Origin of the sequence: Paenibacillus bouchesdurhonensis, assembly GCF_900155685.1 — a bacterium.
GTDB lineage: Bacteria > Bacillota > Bacilli > Paenibacillales > Paenibacillaceae > Fontibacillus > Fontibacillus bouchesdurhonensis.
The window spans coordinates 105,754-124,253 of sequence record NZ_LT732547.1 but is presented as its reverse complement, the minus strand read 5'-3'; the positions used below and the strand labels follow the sequence as shown (position 1 = coordinate 124,253).

The 18,500-nt window shown below is 49.3% G+C and carries 14 protein-coding genes; all 14 read right to left on the bottom strand.

Going from position 1 to position 18,500, the window contains the following annotated elements; translation table 11 throughout:
- Positions 1-17: 17 nt before the first annotated feature.
- Positions 18-917 (bottom strand): carbohydrate ABC transporter permease, encoded by a 900-nt coding sequence (locus tag CZ379_RS00740; protein ID WP_110929849.1) that lies wholly within the window; start codon positions 915-917, stop codon positions 18-20.
- Positions 914-3,520, bottom strand: a complete 2,607-nt coding sequence (locus tag CZ379_RS00735; protein ID WP_110929848.1) for a DUF5696 domain-containing protein — start codon at positions 3,518-3,520, stop codon at positions 914-916. The genes CZ379_RS00740 and CZ379_RS00735 overlap by 4 nt, the downstream gene beginning before the upstream one ends.
- A 15-nt stretch (positions 3,521-3,535) precedes the next feature.
- The gene (locus CZ379_RS00730; protein WP_110929847.1) at positions 3,536-4,156 is read right to left on the bottom strand and encodes a Yip1 family protein; all 621 of its coding nucleotides are present in this window, start codon (positions 4,154-4,156) and stop codon (positions 3,536-3,538) included.
- Complete coding sequence (locus CZ379_RS00725; RefSeq protein WP_110929846.1) at positions 4,153-5,619, bottom strand: NHL repeat-containing protein; 1,467 nt, start codon at positions 5,617-5,619, stop codon at positions 4,153-4,155. Before CZ379_RS00725 ends, CZ379_RS00730 begins: the two co-directional genes overlap by 4 nt.
- A gap of 4 nt (positions 5,620-5,623) precedes the next feature.
- The gene (locus CZ379_RS00720) at positions 5,624-6,502 is read right to left on the bottom strand and encodes a carbohydrate ABC transporter permease (RefSeq protein ID WP_110929845.1); all 879 of its coding nucleotides are present in this window, start codon (positions 6,500-6,502) and stop codon (positions 5,624-5,626) included.
- Positions 6,503-6,504: 2 nt separating this feature from the next.
- Entirely contained in the window at positions 6,505-7,371 is an 867-nt protein-coding gene (locus tag CZ379_RS00715; RefSeq protein ID WP_234404805.1) for a carbohydrate ABC transporter permease, read from the bottom strand.
- A 115-nt stretch (positions 7,372-7,486) separates the two neighbouring features.
- Entirely contained in the window at positions 7,487-10,438 is a 2,952-nt protein-coding gene (locus tag CZ379_RS00710) for an extracellular solute-binding protein (protein WP_234404760.1), read from the bottom strand.
- 132 nt (positions 10,439-10,570) lie between these two features.
- Positions 10,571-11,938 carry an ABC transporter substrate-binding protein gene (locus CZ379_RS00705; RefSeq protein ID WP_110929842.1) on the bottom strand — a complete coding sequence of 456 codons (1,368 nt, stop codon included), beginning with the start codon at positions 11,936-11,938 and terminating at the stop codon, positions 10,571-10,573.
- Between the two features lie 426 nt (positions 11,939-12,364).
- The gene (locus CZ379_RS00700; RefSeq protein ID WP_110929841.1) at positions 12,365-13,381 is read right to left on the bottom strand and encodes a LacI family DNA-binding transcriptional regulator; all 1,017 of its coding nucleotides are present in this window, start codon (positions 13,379-13,381) and stop codon (positions 12,365-12,367) included.
- A gap of 163 nt (positions 13,382-13,544) precedes the next feature.
- Positions 13,545-14,336 (bottom strand): DUF3298 and DUF4163 domain-containing protein, encoded by a 792-nt coding sequence (locus CZ379_RS00695; RefSeq protein WP_110929840.1) that lies wholly within the window; start codon positions 14,334-14,336, stop codon positions 13,545-13,547.
- 164 nt (positions 14,337-14,500) lie between these two features.
- A complete protein-coding gene (locus CZ379_RS00690; protein WP_110929839.1) occupies positions 14,501-15,547 on the bottom strand; it encodes an ABC transporter substrate-binding protein in 1,047 nt (348 codons plus the stop codon).
- A 116-nt stretch (positions 15,548-15,663) separates the two neighbouring features.
- Positions 15,664-16,470, bottom strand: coding sequence for an ABC transporter permease (locus CZ379_RS00685; protein WP_110929838.1), 807 nt, complete (start codon positions 16,468-16,470; stop codon positions 15,664-15,666).
- Positions 16,470-17,318, bottom strand: coding sequence for an ABC transporter permease (locus CZ379_RS00680; RefSeq protein ID WP_110929837.1), 849 nt, complete (start codon positions 17,316-17,318; stop codon positions 16,470-16,472). Before CZ379_RS00680 ends, CZ379_RS00685 begins: the two co-directional genes overlap by 1 nt.
- The gene (locus CZ379_RS00675) at positions 17,315-18,283 is read right to left on the bottom strand and encodes an ABC transporter ATP-binding protein (RefSeq protein ID WP_110929836.1); all 969 of its coding nucleotides are present in this window, start codon (positions 18,281-18,283) and stop codon (positions 17,315-17,317) included. Before CZ379_RS00675 ends, CZ379_RS00680 begins: the two co-directional genes overlap by 4 nt.
- Positions 18,284-18,500 lie beyond the last annotated feature (217 nt).

Genomic DNA, 18,500 nt, shown 5'->3' with positions numbered 1-18,500 from the left:
CTCCCTTAAGCTTTGTCCTAATCATAGTAGAAGACCCGGCGCGATACGCTCACTCCGATCACGATCAGGATGATGCCGATGACCAGCGTATATAACCAGGCCATGGCGGCACTAAGTCCAAAATTAAGCGACTGAAAGGCTGTAGTATATATAGTCCTAGTAATCGTGCTGTTCGAGAACGAGTCGATAATCGTATAGATCACATTAGTAAGAATGAGCGGACTGACCATGGGAAAGGTAATCTTCCAGAACGTCTCATAGCTCGTGGCTCCCTCGATTTTGGCAACCTCGTACATAGAGCCCGGTATGCTCTGCAGCGCCGCTAGGAAAATAATAATCTGAACTCCAGAGCTGCTCACAATATCGTAAATGCGCAGAATGGCCTCCATCAGATATTCAACGAACACGCCTGGAATCCCGAGATCAAGCAGCATCATAATCATGTAGTCACCGTTAAAACTGGAGGCCGCGCCGCCCAACTCATTGATGGCATTGGCATCTCCGATCAAATTAATCAGGCCCGAGGCTTCGGCTGCCGTAATAGCACTGGAAGCCAGAATCACCGGAAGGAAGAAGATCGCCCGCGCCGCCGTCCTCCCCCGGAACTTCTGATTCAACAGCGTAGCCGTAAACAAGCTGAAGAATAAAATTAGCGGCACATTAATGATCATATCTATCACGGATTCCGTCAGGATCCGATTAAAAGTCGGATTCACCAGCAGAGCATCCTTGAAATTATTCAAACCCACTGCCGTCAGCTCATAACCGCCTTCAACAATGGTCAACTTGTGAAAGCTGAATGAGACGGACTGGATCAACGGGATGAGAAACAAGAACACAAAGCCGAGCAGCCACGGCGAGATAAAAGCAATGCCCAGCAGTGCTCGCCGCCTAGTCAACGTCCACTGAAACCTCACCGCGCTCCCCCTCCAATCGCATAGCCCATAGACTCCACCTTATGCCCTTCAACCAAGACGGCTTGAGCCGTATAATTCACCCAGGTACGAACCCCATTCTCATACACAGTCTCATACACCCCCTCTTGAACCAGCCGGTGATCCGTCATTCGCACCTTATGCAGCGGCCCCAGCACCGTATTCGCCTTGGCATACAAATCGGCAGCTTCCTGCAGCCAATCCATATAGTAGGTGGAGTACAGAGCATCAAAGTTCGTAAACTTTACCTCGGAGGAGGAGGAATTCGTGAAGGCAAAATGGGGAGCAGCGCCATATTCAATCATCTTCAGTAGCGCTCGCTCCAGATCTTGATCCGGCGACAAATTCACGGCTTCACCGGCATAGCCGACGTATCCATGCAGCACCATTTGATAGAACGGCACCTCTATATCCACGATATTAAAGCGGCTGGAGCTATTCGGCGCATCAATGACATAATCCGCATAAGCGAGCGCATATCCATTGCCGCCGACGATCAGCATCTTCCCCTGCTTTTCATTCAGCTTGGCAAGCTCGGCTTCCACAACATCTTTAGCCTGCTGCCGATGGACAACACGGCTCGCACGATAATCCCCATATAACACATCGCCCAAATCACGAAGGGATACGTCTGGAACACCTAACTTTTGATAACCCTTGATAAAATCATCAACGTAGTGGCTCAGCTTGGCTGGAGACAACAAATAATAACTCCCGTACAGGCTATGACTCATCCGATTGAGATCGCTCCGATAGGGAGACTGGCTGGAAACCTCTCGGGTTATAAATCTTGCGGCATCCTGAGAGGGAGAGAAATTCATCGTGTCATGATGTACCTGCTGGAAGGCAACATCGGGATATAATGCGCCTCCTTGCTCCTCAAGCCAGGCGGACAGATTCGCCAGTTGCTTGTTGCTTCCCACTCTGCCCTGGGTCGCGGCGGATGCTAGTTTATGATTCACTCCGCCCTTCGACCAGCCAACCAGACGCATTTGAATATTAGAGATCCCTGCCTCCTGCATATCCTGGCCCATCTGACCGGCTTCCTCCAGCGTAGTCAAAGCTGTGATGGCGTTGTAGGGCACACCCAGAAATGCGGTCTGCTTCGTAATCGCCCCAAAAACATCTACATGAAACGGAAGATTCGGATTCGCATCATCATCAACTGACCCAGAAGATTCCCGCGAAGCCGCACCCAGCCGGCCGTCCTTCACGAGCTTCTGCTGATAACTCCGGGCCATACCGGCATAATTGGCAGACTCCCCCTGCAGAAAGCTATATTCGACGCCAATTGCGCCCTTGTAGCCCGGTTTTGTCGTTAAGCGCACTTCGCTTAATTTGTTCCCGGACATCATGAACAGCTCATCTTCACTGCGAATCACAAAGCTGGCATAGACATGGTTGTAATTGTTCAGCTTGCCGCCTACGTCGGCATTCACACTAGCAATCCCATCGCCCTCCGTGATCATGGCATACCAAGCGCGTGTTCCTTCTTTTAACCCGAATACAGGCAGCCTTGCGCTTTGCGTCACCTGAAGGCGATTGCGGCTGCTCTGATTTTTATCGCCTCCATAGAGCTCCTGAGAATACCGGTCATCGTTGATTTTGCCGTTGTTGAGATGGATAAGTGCCCCCGATCCGTCAGGAACAAACATATATCCTTCGGCATCGGCTCCCGCCGCTCCGAAATATTCCATGAATTCAATTTTGTGCAGCGGGTAATTCGGATTTTCCTCTACTTGGCTCATCGGGATAGTGACCTTCAACCCCTCCGGAGTTAAACGGTATTCCAGAGGTACGACAAATTGCGGCTTCTCCGTCACGGAGCTTCCGCTTACACCGTTCGCTTCATTGTCGATGGCCAGTTGGCTCTCATCGTACCCGGCCTGCTCGAAAGCCGTAAGCATCTTCTTGAGCACCAGCTCCTTGCCTACCTGATCATCCAGCCTCTCCAGCAGGCCAGGACGATCCTTCACCTTGTAATACCGCAATGCGACATACTTGGCTGTAGCCTCATCCAGCTTGCTCAGCACGGCCTCCTCCAAGCGGTCTGCCGAAATATATTTAGGGAGCAAATCAATTCCTTTGGAATTGTCCCCCAAGGTATAAATGACCCTCAGTCCATCTTTGAGCCCTTCGGCTGCAAACTGCCCCCGCTGTACGCTATCCGGATAACTGCGGAATTTGAGCAAATTGGTTTTCTCGTCCCGGAATTCCAGGCTGAACTGGGAAGCCAGAGACTCCTTCTCATAGGGCGAAGCCAAGGCATCCTCCGAAGCGTCCACCGGGTTGGAATACCAGCTGTGACCGCTCCCCGTATCGTTTACCGCCACCTCAGCGGTCTCAGGATTGTAGTAAAGAGAGTATTCGCCTTGTTGGGCGACAAGCTTCATACCTTCTACAGGCGCCCCGCTGTCCTGCAAGAAAACGAGTTCCCTCCCCTCTTCAAATTCAGCTTGCTCCTGTGCACCCTCCGCCAGCACCGGAGAGACAGGGGCTCCGGAATACGTCAGCGTCAAGACGACGATCACGACGCCAAGCAGAATTGCCATGGCTAGGCTCCATAACACTTTCTTGTTCTTCATTCTGGCTCACTCCTTCTACTTCCGGAAGATCAACTCGGTATAAATGCTGTACACAAAATCAATCATTTGCTGGAACAAGGAGTACAGCAGCAGCATGAGGAAGATGACAATGGCCGCCATAATGAGGGTCAGCAGCATGGTCACCAGCGTTTTGCCCATCGTAAATTGATGCACGGTCATCGTTCCCGCAATAAGCAGACCCGCGCACCATATCAAAGCCATCGTGTTCAGTAAATAATAGAAAGCTGCCTCTTCCTGCGTAAGGAAATTACTAATGAATGTAGTCGGGTAGTAGATCAGAATGAGAGGTACCAACGAATAGGCCGTAGCCATCATAATATCCTTGAATCGACCTTCCCCATCCATTAAAGTACATACCGCCCAGTTGGAAATGCTCCATAGGAAAAACGCAAACAGAATTTGGATGACGTCATCCAGGCTGTTCAGCGTCCGCGGATCAATCCGGTTGACCAGGAATCCCGCATATTGCTTCTGAAAAATGAGCGCTCCGATGACCAGGATCAGAATCAGGGCAACCATTCTCAGCTTGCCTCTTTGCTCATATTTCATATCCCAGAAGCCGTCAAACGGATGCACTATGACATGCAGGGGAAAAGAGAAATCCTCCTTTTTCACGCTTGAATCCCCCTTGATTTTCTTTTTCGATAGATCGACCAGCCTATCCCCGCTACCGCTAGTGCTAAAGCTATGGTCATAACCGTGCTAAAGGAGCCTTGCATAACCTCTTTCCGGTATCGTTTGAAAGCTACGGAGTAGTACTGGTGATCCATCCCCAGCTTGAAGAAATTCATCGCTTCCTTGTTCTGCCTATTCACCAGCAGAGCCTTGCCGATCCCGATATACGCCGTGTCATAGTTGCTGTTAAGCCGCAGCACCTCTTTCCAAACCGCTACAGCTTGCTGTTCTTCACCCGCCGCATGGAACGCCACAGCCTGGTTCACCTTGGCCCCAAATTCAGTAGGGCGGAATATCGTGATTCGACCAGTTCCCCGATCCAGAACCAACAACCGATCCTTCCATTCCTCAATCGCCGCCACAGATTTGAATGTTCCAACCTGGCTTCCTTTTCCGCCAAAAATGTATAGTAAATTGCCCTCGGCATCATAGGTGAACACCCGTCCCCGCAAAGAATCAATCATACTGAACTTGCCGCCCTCTCGGATCTTAACATCCACGATTTTGGAAGGCCCGCTTTCAATACCTGCGCCTGCTAATCGAAAAAAGTTAATATCGCCCTTCACATCAAAGTACCCGTAACGCTTCAATACATCATGCCCCGACGGACTGAGCCGCTTGATCGGTTCCTTGGAGTCGACATCGATATTGGTTGCATATAGAAAGCCTTGGCTATCTATATCTAGATTCGAAAATTCGGTGGGCACAAACAAGGCCATCTGCTCCCGCTGAGCTTGGGTCGAAATCAGCTTCCAGATATAATCCGCAGCGCTGGGGTTCACCTTGATGGTGCCGATATAACCAATAAAGCCGCCCTGATCGTCAAATTGGACGATCCCTTCATAGACGCCCCGGGCAACGACATATACCCGGTCGGCTTTGTCCACGGCCAGCTTGGTAGGATAAAAGGTGAAGTTCGAAGCGAATAGATCTGACTCGGGATCACGAATAATCTGCTTCAGCTCGCCTTGCGGCGACAAGACAACTATCCGTTTATTTTCCGTATCGGCCACATAGATAAATCCATCATCGGTAACATACAATCCCTCGGGCTTGTTGAAATGATCCTCCGCTCCATCATGCTGGAAGGAAGAAATCACCCGGGAAACTTCGCCTGTATGGTCGAGGATCACAAGCCGATTATTTCCGCTATCCAGCACGTAGACGGCCCCGGACGAATCGACGTACAAATCGCTCGGCTCCTTGAAATCGCCAATACCTAGACTGCGGCCAGATAGGATGTCCTCCGGTAAATAAGCGGCAGGAGAAGGGGTAGGCTCCTCCCAGTAGTTATAGTTATAGCTATCATAAGGCGCATACGCCGACACCGGGATCGCAGATATGCCAAGCAGAACAGTGGCCAGCAGCACGATTGTCGTTATTTTTACATGTATAGACTTCATTCGCCTACTCCTTCATTCCTGACGTAGCCATCGTCTCAAGAATCTGGCTTTGCGAAAAAACGAATACCGTGATCGGCACGCTCATCAGCAATAAAGCCACAGCAGCTCCCACGCCGGCCCGGGCGATACCGCCCAGCACAATTTGATTTGCCGCATAATTCAGCGACTTCAGCTGCTCGCTGTAGATGAACCCGCTTGTATCAGCTCCCCACAACATCTGAAACAGCAGAATAATCAATGTCATCCAAGCCGGCTTGACATTAGGCATAACAATCGACCAGAAAATCCGGTATTCGCTAGCTCCATCGATCTTGGCAGCCTCTAGCAGCGCATCGGGAATTTGCTCCATAAATTGCTTCATCAAATACAGCCCGAGCGAATAGGCAAAGGCAGGGATAATAATCGCCCAATACGTGTTAACCAGCCCCAACCAAGACATGATCATATAGTTGGGAATTGCCGTAACCGCAGGCGTAAACATCAGCGATAAGACGACAATATGGAACATGGGGCCTCTGCCGGGAAATTTATGTTTGGCGAGCGGATAAGCAGCCGCCGAAGCCAGCAGCACATGCCCGATGATCCCCATCCCAGTCACGAACACGGTATTAAAAATATATCTGCTGAACGGAACCCATGAATCCCCCAGTAAGTGAAAGAGATCCGAGAAGTTATCCATCGTTGGATTCCGCACAAATAGCCTTGGCGGAAAAAGAAAGATTTCATCAAGCGGCTTAAATGCATTATTAATGGCATACACCAAGGGCAGGGCCATAAATGCACCTACCAAGGCAAGGAAGCCGAACAACGCCATATTTCCGCCCCAAGAACGGTTAATCCGCCTCTTACGTTGCGGCAGCCTGAGCTTGACTGGCAGTTCCATGTCTATTCACCCACCTTCCGCAGCAATTTCTGCACGCCCAGATTCGTACCAAGCATCATGATAAATAGGACGGTTGCGATCGCCGAGGCAAAGCCCATCTCAAACCGGATCGTACCGAAATCGATCAAGTGGGTAACCACGGTCTCCCCGGCATAATTCACGCTAGGGAATCCCGCCAGGTGAATCGATACGTCCGAAACAGCGAAAGCCGTTGTCAGTTGAATGACCGCACCGAACATCAACTGTGGGCGCATGGAAGGCAAGGTAATGAACCACAGCTCCTGCCAGCGGTTGCGGATGCCATCTACGGCCCCCGCCTCGAACAAAGTCTTGTCTACCGTTTGCAAACCCGCGATAAAAGCAAGAAATCCTGTCCCAAGACTCAGCCACAACTGTACGATGATAATAATCGGCATGATGTAAGCTTCCGTCTTCAGCCATAGAATAGGCTCGATGATAACGCCTAATTTCATCAACAAGCCATTAATGATTCCGTAGCGATCACCCGAGAACATAATTTGCCATATGAAGAAGATGTTCCCGGAAATAGACGGCGCATAGAACACCAGTGTCATAAACGCCCGCACCTTGGGAGACAGCTCGTTAATCAGCCAGGCGAACAGAAAACAAGCAATGTAGCTGACAGGCCCGGTAATTGTCGCCAATAGGAGCGTATTTTTCACGGCGATCAAGAAAATGTCGTCCTCCAGAAATAGGCGGGTGTAATTTTGCCAGCCGATGAACCGCGGAAACTCCAGCATATTAAAGTGTGTAAAGCTGATCAGAATGGACATGATCACCGGCAGTACGGTGAATAAGGTAAATAAAATCGCATAGGGCGCAATTAAAATATACGAATGGCGATGCATGACGAGCGCACGTTTGAATCTGAAGCCAAGGCTGGCCTGAGGCTCTTTGGAAGAATGGCGAAGCTCTCCTTCGGGCCGATTCAATTGCGGTGAATGTGCCACAGATATCCCCCCATTATCTATCCCGGGAATTAGACAGCCCGAATTCCTTGCGCTTCAAGGCAATCTCATCCTGAATGTATTCCACATAATCCATAATGGCTTCACGGGCAGGCGTATCCTCATTGACCGCCTGATAGAAGGCGTTCACCAAATGCCTTCCCGTAAAGTATCCCCCCGGCACCTCGGGTACGCCTCGCACAAAATCCAGCTGGGCCGACAAGCTCCGGTAGTCCTGAATCGGCCAAGGAAGCTGCTCCAGCGCGGCCATATTCGCCGTCGGATAACGTGCCGCGGCCCCCATAAGTCCTTCCATCTCGCGCCCAAAGCGAGTCTGGATCTCCTCGCTGGTCCACCATTTCATGAATTCCCAACCCGCTTCATCATCCCTGATCCCTTTGAGCATGATCAGGCCCGTGCCGCTAGCGGGTGTATCCCGGTGAACGACCCCGTCCTCCCCCAACACGCCGGGGATCGTCGTGAACTCCCACAATCCATTGATTTCAGGCGCAAATACAGACAGCTGGTTATACATGGTGTAGTCAGCAATGCCGATCGGCATTTCCCCGGTACGGAATCTGTTCGCGAAGTCGAACTCCTTATCCAGTTTGTAATCGCTGTAAAACTCCGTCCAAGTCTTGAAGGCTTCAATACCGATCTTGGAATCCAGATCGGATTCCGCCCCGCCATAGCGATAGAATTCACCGCCATTCTGGAACAACAGAGAGCCATAGACCGGATTGGGCGGAATGTTCTGGCCCGCGTATTGCGGCTGCAGCGTAAGCGGCAGCCCGAATTGCATATGCCCCTTGCTAAGAACCGACAGCATGCTGTAGACCTCATCCCATGTCTGCGGTACCGCAAGCTTCAATTCCTCCATAATGTCCTTGCGATAGAACAGCATGCTGAAGGTCTGCTGCTCCGGCAGGGCATATACGCCCTGCTCATACTGATAGGGGAGCATCGCGCTGGCTCGGAATCGCTCTGCTGTCTGCTTGAAATCACCGAATTGCGTGAGATCCTTGACTGCATTGCGCATCGCATAGTTGACAGGAATGTCATTGCTGACACCCATCGCAATATCCGGCCCTTGACCCGCTAGAGTCGCCTGAAGCAGCGTATGCATAGGAACCAGCTCAACATTGACCTGAATCCCGGATTCCGGAGTAAACAATTCATCAATCATCGCCTTTAGCGTATTGGCCTGATCACGCCCTGCTCCCATCCAGACGGTGATCGAACGCGCATCTTTGCCGACGGTGACATCGCCAATCTTGTTGTAATCGATGAAGAAGGAGCTGAAAAACGTAGATAGTTCATGGACAGCCTTAGCGGCCCAGGAGCGGCCCGTATCAGGAAACTTCTCATCCGGCGACAGAATATATAGGGCATCCAATTGCAGTGGCTGCTCCCTGGCCTTCAACATCCAGGTGCCTAAGCCTCCCGCATTGGTCTTTAATGACGTAAGCTGCCGCGGTATTCTATCCGGCCGATCAAGCATATCCTCCAGTTGATCGCGCATCGTGAGCAGCAAAGCCTCCTGGTCGCCCCGCTGCCCGGCCATCGATTTAAGTCCGAGAATGACCTGATCAAGCCGATCTCGCTCGGTCTCAAGACTCTCCTTCAACCCGGGAATCTTCTTGTCCAACTGATAATCCCGGAAGGCGTCAGGGCTGGAGCTGGTAATCATCAGAATTTTGCGATATAAAGCATTGATATTAAGCAGGCTCTGCTCCACTTCATGAATCAGCGGCGCCATGCTCTGGAGGTTCACCTCCAAAGACAACTCGTGCGTCCCCTTGGTCAGGTAGAATAGATAAGGCTCCTCCACCTCGCCCAGCACCTCCAGCCGCCAGGAATCCTTGTATTTGAACTTAATTTCCTCCACCTCTTGAAACGGTATTATGCCATCGATTTGCAGCTTTCGGGCCGAATACGTCCCTCGCACAAAGTTTTGCTTGGCATTCATCCCAATATGGTAAAGCCCGTTCTCCGGCACCTCTACTCTCCAAGAAATCCACTGTCCCGACAGACGCCAATTATTTCCGCCAATCGTATTCATTTTCACCACCGACGGGCTGTACGGATATACAGCAGGGCTGGAGCGATCCGTCAGCGGATATAAAGTGGGCGAGGATTTATGGCTCGCATTCTCCGCCTGAAGCTCGATTCTTTGCTTCACTGCCGGAGTTGCCCCTTGAGCCTGCCAAGCGGCAAGCGCCTCCTTATAAGACGGAGCTTCCGGCTCCTGATAAAATTTAAGCTCTCTGATCATCATTGGCTCCCGCTGCGAGATCAAAGTGATCTCGTGATGTCCAGCAGACAAATAAAATTGATACGGCTTCGAATATTTTCCGTCCGTATCCTGAACGGTCATGCTGCGCCAAAGAGGAGTCTCGATTTGCTGAGGCCGAATTTCGTTCCCTTGGTTATCCACCTTCACTTCCTCGTAACGGTTGCCCCATACACGGGGGAACTTCAAGAAAGCGGCTTCAAAATAAGGCAATTGTCCATCAATGAGTAAGGAACGCTGAATATCCGTGCTTTTTCCTTCCACGGGATAGTACTGCACGGATAAATGGTACAATCCTCCTTCGGCGACATGAATCTCCCAGGAAACTTGCCCTTCCTCTCCCGTACGCAAAGATTTTCCGGGCATTCCCTCGAAATTCTCTTCGACAACAGGCGTCATTCCTGCGGACAAGGAGTAATTGCCGGCTTCGATCACGATTTCCGTATGCGGGGTGGATGCGTCTTCATACTCTTTCACGTACTCCGAATATAAAGTACGTTCGCTATATCCGGAATTCACTTTCAAAATTTGCTCCACGCTATTCAAGCCCTCATTTCCATCCTGAATATCCCCCTCTGCCGGCTGAACCGAAGCCGCATAGATCGAAGGAAATGGAGCGATCACCATAGCTGCGAGCAGCATGGCTATGCCTAGTTGTCTGGCTAACTTCTTCAATGTCAGTCCCCCAGTCATTACAAAACATGACTCACGCCATCCCTTGCTCTAATACTCCAGGGATGAGAATTATGCATAGCTGGAAGGAACCTCACCTGTATTTCCAGACGAGGTTCCTCATAAGCGAACAGCTTACTTGCCTAATGCATCGACAGCCGCCTGAGCCTGCTGCTTGTATTTATCTATGGTTGAAGTGACAGAAGCATTCTTGGATATAATATCCTCCACTACACTAGAAAGCGGGAAGTCCGGGTAAGCATCTTCCAGAGCCGGCATCCCTCGACCCGAAATATGCTGGACAACCATATCAATGTCTTCCTGATGCTTGTAGATCCCCTCAAGCCACGTTTGTCCCGGGAAATCCTCAAGCGGAGGAATATCCACCATTTCTTCGTAGATTTTATAAACAAGCTGGGGATCCTTTACGCCCTTAGGGATGAAGAAGCCTTGACCGGCAGAGTCTGCAAATACATATTTGTCAGAGCCCTGAGGCCCGTTTGGAATCGGTACGATGCTGAAATCAAATTGCAGATCTCCTACCATCCATTCCGCAGCGATAAACATGGCTACGTCCCCATCCTTAAAGGTTTCCATCTCCGTCCATTCCATGCGGTTGCCGGTTTTCACCTTAACAACCTTATCCACGTTGTATAGTTTGTTGATGAACTCCAGAGCTTCGACCATCTTCGGATCGCTGATCCCTTCTTTGCCGACGGCATCATCGACAGCTTTGGCTCCGTTCACAGCGGCAAAGTGACGCGCGATATCGAGTCCCCATCCAGAGAAGCCCCAATAATCGTTCTTGCCGTCGTTATTCGTGTCCTTGGTAGCCAGCTTCGCAATTTCCTCAAACTTGCTCCAATTCCACTCCCCTTTGGCATATAACTCCTGGAGATCCGGCAAACCTAATTGCTTAAAAATTTCACGATTATACATCAATGAAACTCCTGAATTCCCTGGACGGCCAAATCCGTAATTGCCTCCACCCAACGGCTCATTCTTCTTAATCAGGTTTTGCTCGTTATTAATATTGCTGGAACCGTCGGTAAATTCATCAATAGGAAGAATCTGTCCCTTTAAGATGGCTGGCAGCGCAGCTTTATTCTCGAGCATGACAATATCGGCAAAAGGCTCTCCGGCCAGCGTTGTGGTGGTGAATTTATCTACGTAGTTGTCAAAAGGAACATTCACGAATTCAATGTTTACGTTGTATTTTTCTTCAACTGCAGCGATCTGTTCAAGCTCAGCTTTGCTGCTGGCCGATTCGCCATTCGGAGTCAAGTCCCACCAGGCAGATAATCGAATGACCCGCCCCCCGAGATCAGGAACTTCTTCCTCTTCTTGAGGGGAAGATTGGTTCTCAACCGTCGCGGCCGGCTTATTCCCTTCAGACTCACTGGAGTTGCCGTTGCTAGATCCGGAGCTTGAGCAAGCGCCTACGAAAAGAATTATCAGTATAAATAGACCAAATGTAAGCGGTTTAATTTTTTTGTTTAACATAGAAACCCTCCCATTCTCTTCTATACATTGAAATAAAAACCCTGAACGGTGAAGCAAACAAACATAACAACCATAACAATAAACCAAAAAAACTAACAGTTAGCAAATTGTAAACGCATACAAAACATGTCCCTCAAAACTCCTCTTTGCGTTCCCCCTCTCTATAACCTTCCCCCAAACCTTCCCAAAACCCTTATATACCGGGATATACCCCTATTTCCTCATTCTCAGATGACTATATTATTACAACTAACATAATCATACATTTGCAAAACAAAATGTCAATATATTAATTATATTAAACGAATCAAATAACAAAAACAAATAACAAATTAAATATAATTTATTATTTGTTATATGCGCCCTAAGCGATGTTTATTCAACAAAAAAAGAGGCGCATTCGCCTCTTCTTTACCCTGAGCTATATTAAATCGTTGAATGCTTGAGCACTACATCGCCCAGCAGCAACGTTTTCTCATAACATTCATCCCTATTTCTGACCCGCTGCAACAGACGATCGACCGCCCTGGCTCCCATCGCTTCCTTGGGAACATGGACTGATGTTAACTTCGGAACCAATTGCTGAGCATCCTCCGTATTGTCAAACCCCGCAACTCCACACTCGGTAGGAATTTTAATACCTCGCTCGTTCAATGCATCGTACACGCTCAAGGCTACGCAGTCATTGGCACATACAAAAATTTGCGGAAGCTCTTCTTGCGGAATAGACATCACGCCCTCATATTCATTTAGATTTTCGGACGCCATAAGCTGAGGAAGCTGGTTGTGTACGATACCATACTCGGAAAGAGAATCCCGAAATGCTCTCCAACGCTCTTCAAAGCTAAAGGCATAAGAAACCTTCCCCACAAATTGAAATCGCTGATACCCTTTGCTAATCAACATGGCCATTAACTTTCTCATCATAAAGTAGTTATCTACAAACACGCCGTCGCATTGTATGGCTGGATCAATATGGTCGATCATGACCATCGGTAGCTCCATGCTTTGCAGTTCAAGCAGCACCTGGGTAGACACCGTTCCCACACAAATGACTCCCAGAATCATCTTCGGATTGAACAACTTCGTGACACTATCGCGGAAGGGCTGGGTTAATGTAATCATATCCAAACCGTTATCCTGCAGCTTTTGGGATATCCCATCATAAATGAATCCCCAGTATTTATTCTCCACGTTCTGATAACGAATATTAGGAAATAATACAAGTACCGTGCCTGAAGTTTCGGCATCTCTCAAATGGTAGCCGGGCCGAATTGCCGTTTGCTTTGATGCTTCAAAGAACCCCAGCTCGCCTGCGACCTTGACAATATATGCTCTCGTTTGCTCGCTTACTCCCGTTTTACCGGAAAGCGCCCTGGATACAGCAAATTTTGACACTCCTGCCATGTCGGCAATTTGCTGCATTGTGACCTTCCTTCGCACAAATAACTCTCCCCAGTAAATTAAGAGCGACTCATCTCGACGACTTATATTAGCATAGCGAAATAACAGTAACAAAACAACCGGCCGTTGATTACTTTTCTGTTGCAAAAAAGAGGCTTTCCACATGGAGTCAGCGCCCCGTGGAAAGCCTCGAAACAAGCTATTAGCGTCTTGTGAAATCAAACGGATTCGTACCCGCCGGAAGCAGCTGTGAGAAGGGAAAATAGAACTCCGGGAACCCGTTCACATAAGGCAAATACTCGTAGACCGGGAAAAAGATAACGACTCCCTCATCCTTGACGTAATACGATGGATTCGGGCCAATTGTTTTGAAATTACCGAAATACCCCTGTGTTTGCTGCAACTGCTGAGCAATCGCCGGGTCAACGATTTGGCGATAATTCGGATTTGCACGCAGCAGCTCATCAAGTGTAAGCAGCTTCCCGTCCTCCAGTCGGAAGGTCATTCCCTCCCGATAGCTGTTCCCATGAGCCCCTCCCGTATAAGCATAGGTTTGCTCATAGAGACTCAAGATGCCATTCTTGTTATACGTGACATTGTAGTTGCCCAAAAATTCATACTCATGGCCGCTGGGAGAAGGCCCGCTTTGCTTCATTTCTTGAACCGATTTCTTCACGAACGCTTCTGCCCGAGCCTTGAAAAAAGAATTGAGTCTCCGTTGGACAGATTTGCTCTTCAAGCCGCTAACATGCGGATACTCCGCTTTAATCGAAGCCCCGGGTAAAGACTTCGTTATTGTGCGTGTCTCCACTTGAACCCCTTGGTTCGGAGCTGCCGTAGTTCCTGGGGCAATCACCGTGAATTGCGCCTGGCTTGCATGAAGTCTCTCGGAGGCCGCAGCTTCGCTAACTCTCCCCTCCAGAAGCATTCCTGTCGGCAACAGCAGGGCAGCTAGCAGGCATAGTCGAATTTGTATCTTCTTGGACATGATCATCTGTGCCTCACCTCTTTCCTAGGATAGTCGAATTATGTCCCGACTCTGGTTAAATCATGCTTCTAGAATCCACAGAAGATGCAAACAGCAAAAAACAGTGAAGCGCTGATACGCCTCACTGTTCTAAATAACTACAGATTTATTATAATCGGATTATCATATTACTAGCGGCCGCTCTTCAGCTCCGTCCAGAAATGGTCATAAAGCTGCAGCTTATCCTGAACGTCGCCGAGCCACTCCGTGCGGGACAGCTCGTCCACAGAAAGGTTGATCATCGTATCGGCATTATATTCTTCGCTGTGGAATTCCTTTGCCTTAATATTCGGATCGCTATATCCAATCGATTCGTAATTTTTCGCGCTAACCTCAGGCTCCAACATATAGTTGATGAATTTCTCCGCCAGCTCCTGATTCTTCGCGTCCTTCGGAATAGCATAGTTATCCGCGAAGATCGTTCCGCCTTCTTTAGGCACGACATACGCCACGTCCGGGTTGTCCTTGGCAATCAGAGATGCATCGCCAGACCACACCGTGCCGATCCAGCCTTCTTCCTGAATCATTTTATTCTTGATATTATCGGTATCAAAAGCAAGCACGCTCGGCAGCAGCTGCTTCAAATCATCCACCGCGGCGGTAATTTCCGCTTCATCCATGGAGCTGTTCGATTTGCCAGCCTTTTTCAGCGACATCCCGATCACTTCCCGGTTATCGTCGAGCAGGAGCACTTTCCCCTTATACGCCGGGTTCCAGAGGTCTTCCCAGCTATCGATTTCATCCTTGATGTATTTCTTGTTGTATGCAATTCCTGTTACACCGGTCATATACACGATGGAGTACTTGTTGCCCGGATCAAACACCGGATCCTTAAACGCAGGATCGATATTCTCGAAATTCGGAATATTCTCCATATTCAACGGCGCGAGCAAGTCCTCCTTAATCATAGTGTCTACCATGTAATCGGATGGTTGAATCAGATCATAGCCGCTGCCGCCCGTTTTGATCTTCGCAAGCAAATCCTCATTGTTGGCAAATACATCATACACAATTTTTACATCATATTGCTTTTCAAAATCGGCCAATACATCCACATCAAAGTTATCGGCCCAGCTGTATATATTCAGCGTCTGCTTCCCAGATGATCCGCATCCGGACAGTAGGGATATTACTAACATACTCGCCAGCAGCACGCCGGCCCATCTCATTCTTTTCAACTCTTGGTCTCCTCTCTTTAATCACCTAGTTAAACCACGTTCAAAAAGTCAACTTTTCAGCACCGAAGCTCAGCCTTCCGATGTGCGTTTTTTCAAAACGCTTTAACTACCTCACATTAGAATGGGAGGATGGATTGTTTCTTCTGCCCTTTGCCCCGATTCAAAATATATTGCGCAAGCAAAATCAGCGTTATGCTTACTACGATCAAAATTGTACAAAGTGCATTAATTTCCGGGGAAATACCGCGTTTTACTTGCCCATATATATAAATAGGCAGCGTCGTCGAGCTTGGCCCGCTTACAAAGAAGCTTACCATGAAGTCATCTAAAGATAGTGTAAAGGCAATAAGCGCTCCAGCCACGATGCCCGGCATGATTTGCGGAAATGTGACATAACGGAACGTCTGCCATGCGCTCGCCCCCAGGTCATTCGCGGCTTCCTCCAGCTGCTTGCCCATGCCGGCCAGCCGCGTGCTGACCACGACATACACATAAGACATACTAAACGTAATATGAGCTAATATAATCGTCAACTTCCCCATCGGAATGTGAAATTGAGTAAACAGGACTAGCAAAGATAAACCCATAATAATATCCGGAATAATAATTGGCAAGTAGAGCAGTCCGCCCATGCCGGCCCGCATCTTGCGGTTCAGCGTTTTCATCGACAAAGCCGCCATCGTCCCCAAAATTGTGGACACTACGGTAGATACCCCCGCAACGATCAGGCTGTTGCTCAGCGCCTCAATGACCCGCCGATTTTTGAATAAAGAGACGTACCAGTCCAGCGTGAAGCCGCTCCAATCCGCAGCTAGACGTGAACTATTAAACGAATAAGCAATAATAAAAGCGATCGGTACGTATATAAACACCATCATCAGCAGCGAATGGAATCCGAGAAGCGGATGCGACTTGGTCTTCATCAGCGACCCTCCTTCACTTTTAAGTGCCTGGAAGTCATCGCTTTGTTAAACAAGGCGATCATAATTAAAGATGTGATTACGAAGATGATCGACAGCGCCGAGCCAAACGGCCAGTCTCTGGCTCCAGAAAATTGCGCTTGGATGACATTGCTGATCATCGCCGATTTTGCTCCGCCCAAGATATCAGTCACGACAAACATCCCCGTTGTCGAGACATAGACAAGTACGGAGCCCGTCATAATCCCCGATTTCGTCTGCGGCAGCGTAATGTGCCAAAATGCCTTCCAAGGCGATGCTCCGAGGTCGCTCGCAGCCTCTAGCAGCTTCTTATCCATTTGCTCCAGTGCCACATAGATCGGCAGCACCATAAAGGGAATAAACGTATACACCATCCCAAGCAAGACGGCGCCTCTTGTATACAGCATCTGCAGCGGCTCCTGGATCAAGCCGATATCGATCAGTAGATTGTTGACGATCCCCTGCGTCCGGAGTAATAAGACCCATGCGTATGTGCGAATGAGAAAATTAATCCAGAACGGTATTGTAACAAGAATAAGCCCCCATGTCTGCTTCTTCGGGCCGGAATTCGCAATATAATAAGCCAGCGGATAGCTAAGCAGAAGACAAATTACCGTCGTTAGCACAGACAGCACGATCGTATCCCAATAAATCCCCAAATACAGCGGATCGAAAAAGCGAGCATAGGAAGACAGGCTAAACCCCGCGACAACTCCGCCTGTCGCGTCTCGACCCATGAACGACATACCGACGACGATCAGCATCGGAATGACTAGAAAAATACCCAGCCACAGCAGTACCGGCAGTACAGACAGGCTCGATTTCCTCATGGCCCGATAATCACCTCATCCTCCGCGTTCCAATCCACACCGACCTTTTCGCCGATATTCCAAGGACGATCATCCGTAAAGTCAAATACGATCGACACGGTCATCGGCTCGTTGTCGAGCTGAACGATCAGCTTATGAATGCTGCCCAGATAGAGGACATCCATAACCTCTCCGCTTCGTTTGGAACCTTCAACTTGCCTGCTCGCCCGCAATTTCTCCGGACGCACAGCAAATAGCCGCCCGTCGCTGGAGAAAATGTTATTCTCTCCTACAAAGGTGGCGGAGAACAGGGTGGTTGGTGTCGCGTATATTTCGCGAGGCGTGCCTATTTGTTCTACTTGTCCATTATTCATAATCACGATCCGGTCGGACAGCATCATCGCTTCCTCCTGATCATGGGTTACATATACAAACGTAATACCCAGGCTTCGCTGCAGCTGCTTCAGCTCGGATTGCAAATTCTTCCGAAGCTGCAAATCAAGCGCACCCAGCGGCTCATCGAGCAGGAGGACCTTCGGCTTGTTCGCAATTGCCCGCGCGATAGCCACGCGCTGCTGCTGCCCGCCGGACAGCTGGTGCGGATAGCGCTTAATCAGCGGAGTCAACTGAGTCATCGTTACCGCTTCCTCTACGCGCTGCCGCATTTCCTTGGACGGCATTTTCTTCATCTTCAATCCAAATGCGATGTTATCTTCAACAGTCATATGCGGGAATAATGCATAGTGCTGAAACACCAGGTTCAAATCCCGGCGATTCGGAGGCAGGTGGGTCAAATCCTTGCCGTCCAGCATAATTTTGCCGCTTGTCGGTTGCTCGAACCCGGCGATCATGCGTAATATTGTCGTCTTGCCGCAGCCGCTCGGGCCCAGCAGGGTTAAGAACTCCCCTTCTTGTATGGTGAGCGATAGCGGATGCACAACGACTTGTCCTGCAAAGCTTTTTTCAACTTCGGACAGTTCAATCATGTATGCACCAACTCCTTCAGGTCTACTAAGAAAAAAAAGCCATATCCATTGGTATGGCTTTAACAGGTCAGTCGATTCATTTTTTGCATATTCACTATACCTTGTTTTGTTCTCAGTTACAACACTTTTCTAGGCCATTTGGCAGAACTGAAGGAGGTTTTGTGAAGATTGATAGGCTCTAGGGGCGGTAGTGCGCTCAGCTTAGCATCCCCGCAAT

Excerpts from the sequence above, each read along its gene's own strand:
- CZ379_RS00695 (WP_110929840.1), bottom strand. The coding sequence starts at position 14,336 with ATGATCATGTCCAAGAAGATACAAATTCGACTATGCCTGCTAGCTGCC.
- CZ379_RS00675 (WP_110929836.1), bottom strand. The coding sequence starts at position 18,283 with ATGATTGAACTGTCCGAAGTTGAAAAAAGCTTTGCAGGACAAGTCGTT.
- CZ379_RS00685 (WP_110929838.1), bottom strand. The coding sequence starts at position 16,470 with ATGAAGACCAAGTCGCATCCGCTTCTCGGATTCCATTCGCTGCTGATG.
- CZ379_RS00715 (WP_234404805.1), bottom strand. The coding sequence starts at position 7,371 with ATGCATCGCCATTCGTATATTTTAATTGCGCCCTATGCGATTTTATTT.
- CZ379_RS00680 (WP_110929837.1), bottom strand. The coding sequence starts at position 17,318 with ATGAGGAAATCGAGCCTGTCTGTACTGCCGGTACTGCTGTGGCTGGGT.
- CZ379_RS00720 (WP_110929845.1), bottom strand. The coding sequence starts at position 6,502 with ATGGAACTGCCAGTCAAGCTCAGGCTGCCGCAACGTAAGAGGCGGATT.
- CZ379_RS00735 (WP_110929848.1), bottom strand. The coding sequence starts at position 3,520 with ATGAAGAACAAGAAAGTGTTATGGAGCCTAGCCATGGCAATTCTGCTT.
- CZ379_RS00725 (WP_110929846.1), bottom strand. The coding sequence starts at position 5,619 with ATGAAGTCTATACATGTAAAAATAACGACAATCGTGCTGCTGGCCACT.
- CZ379_RS00705 (WP_110929842.1), bottom strand. The coding sequence starts at position 11,938 with ATGTTAAACAAAAAAATTAAACCGCTTACATTTGGTCTATTTATACTG.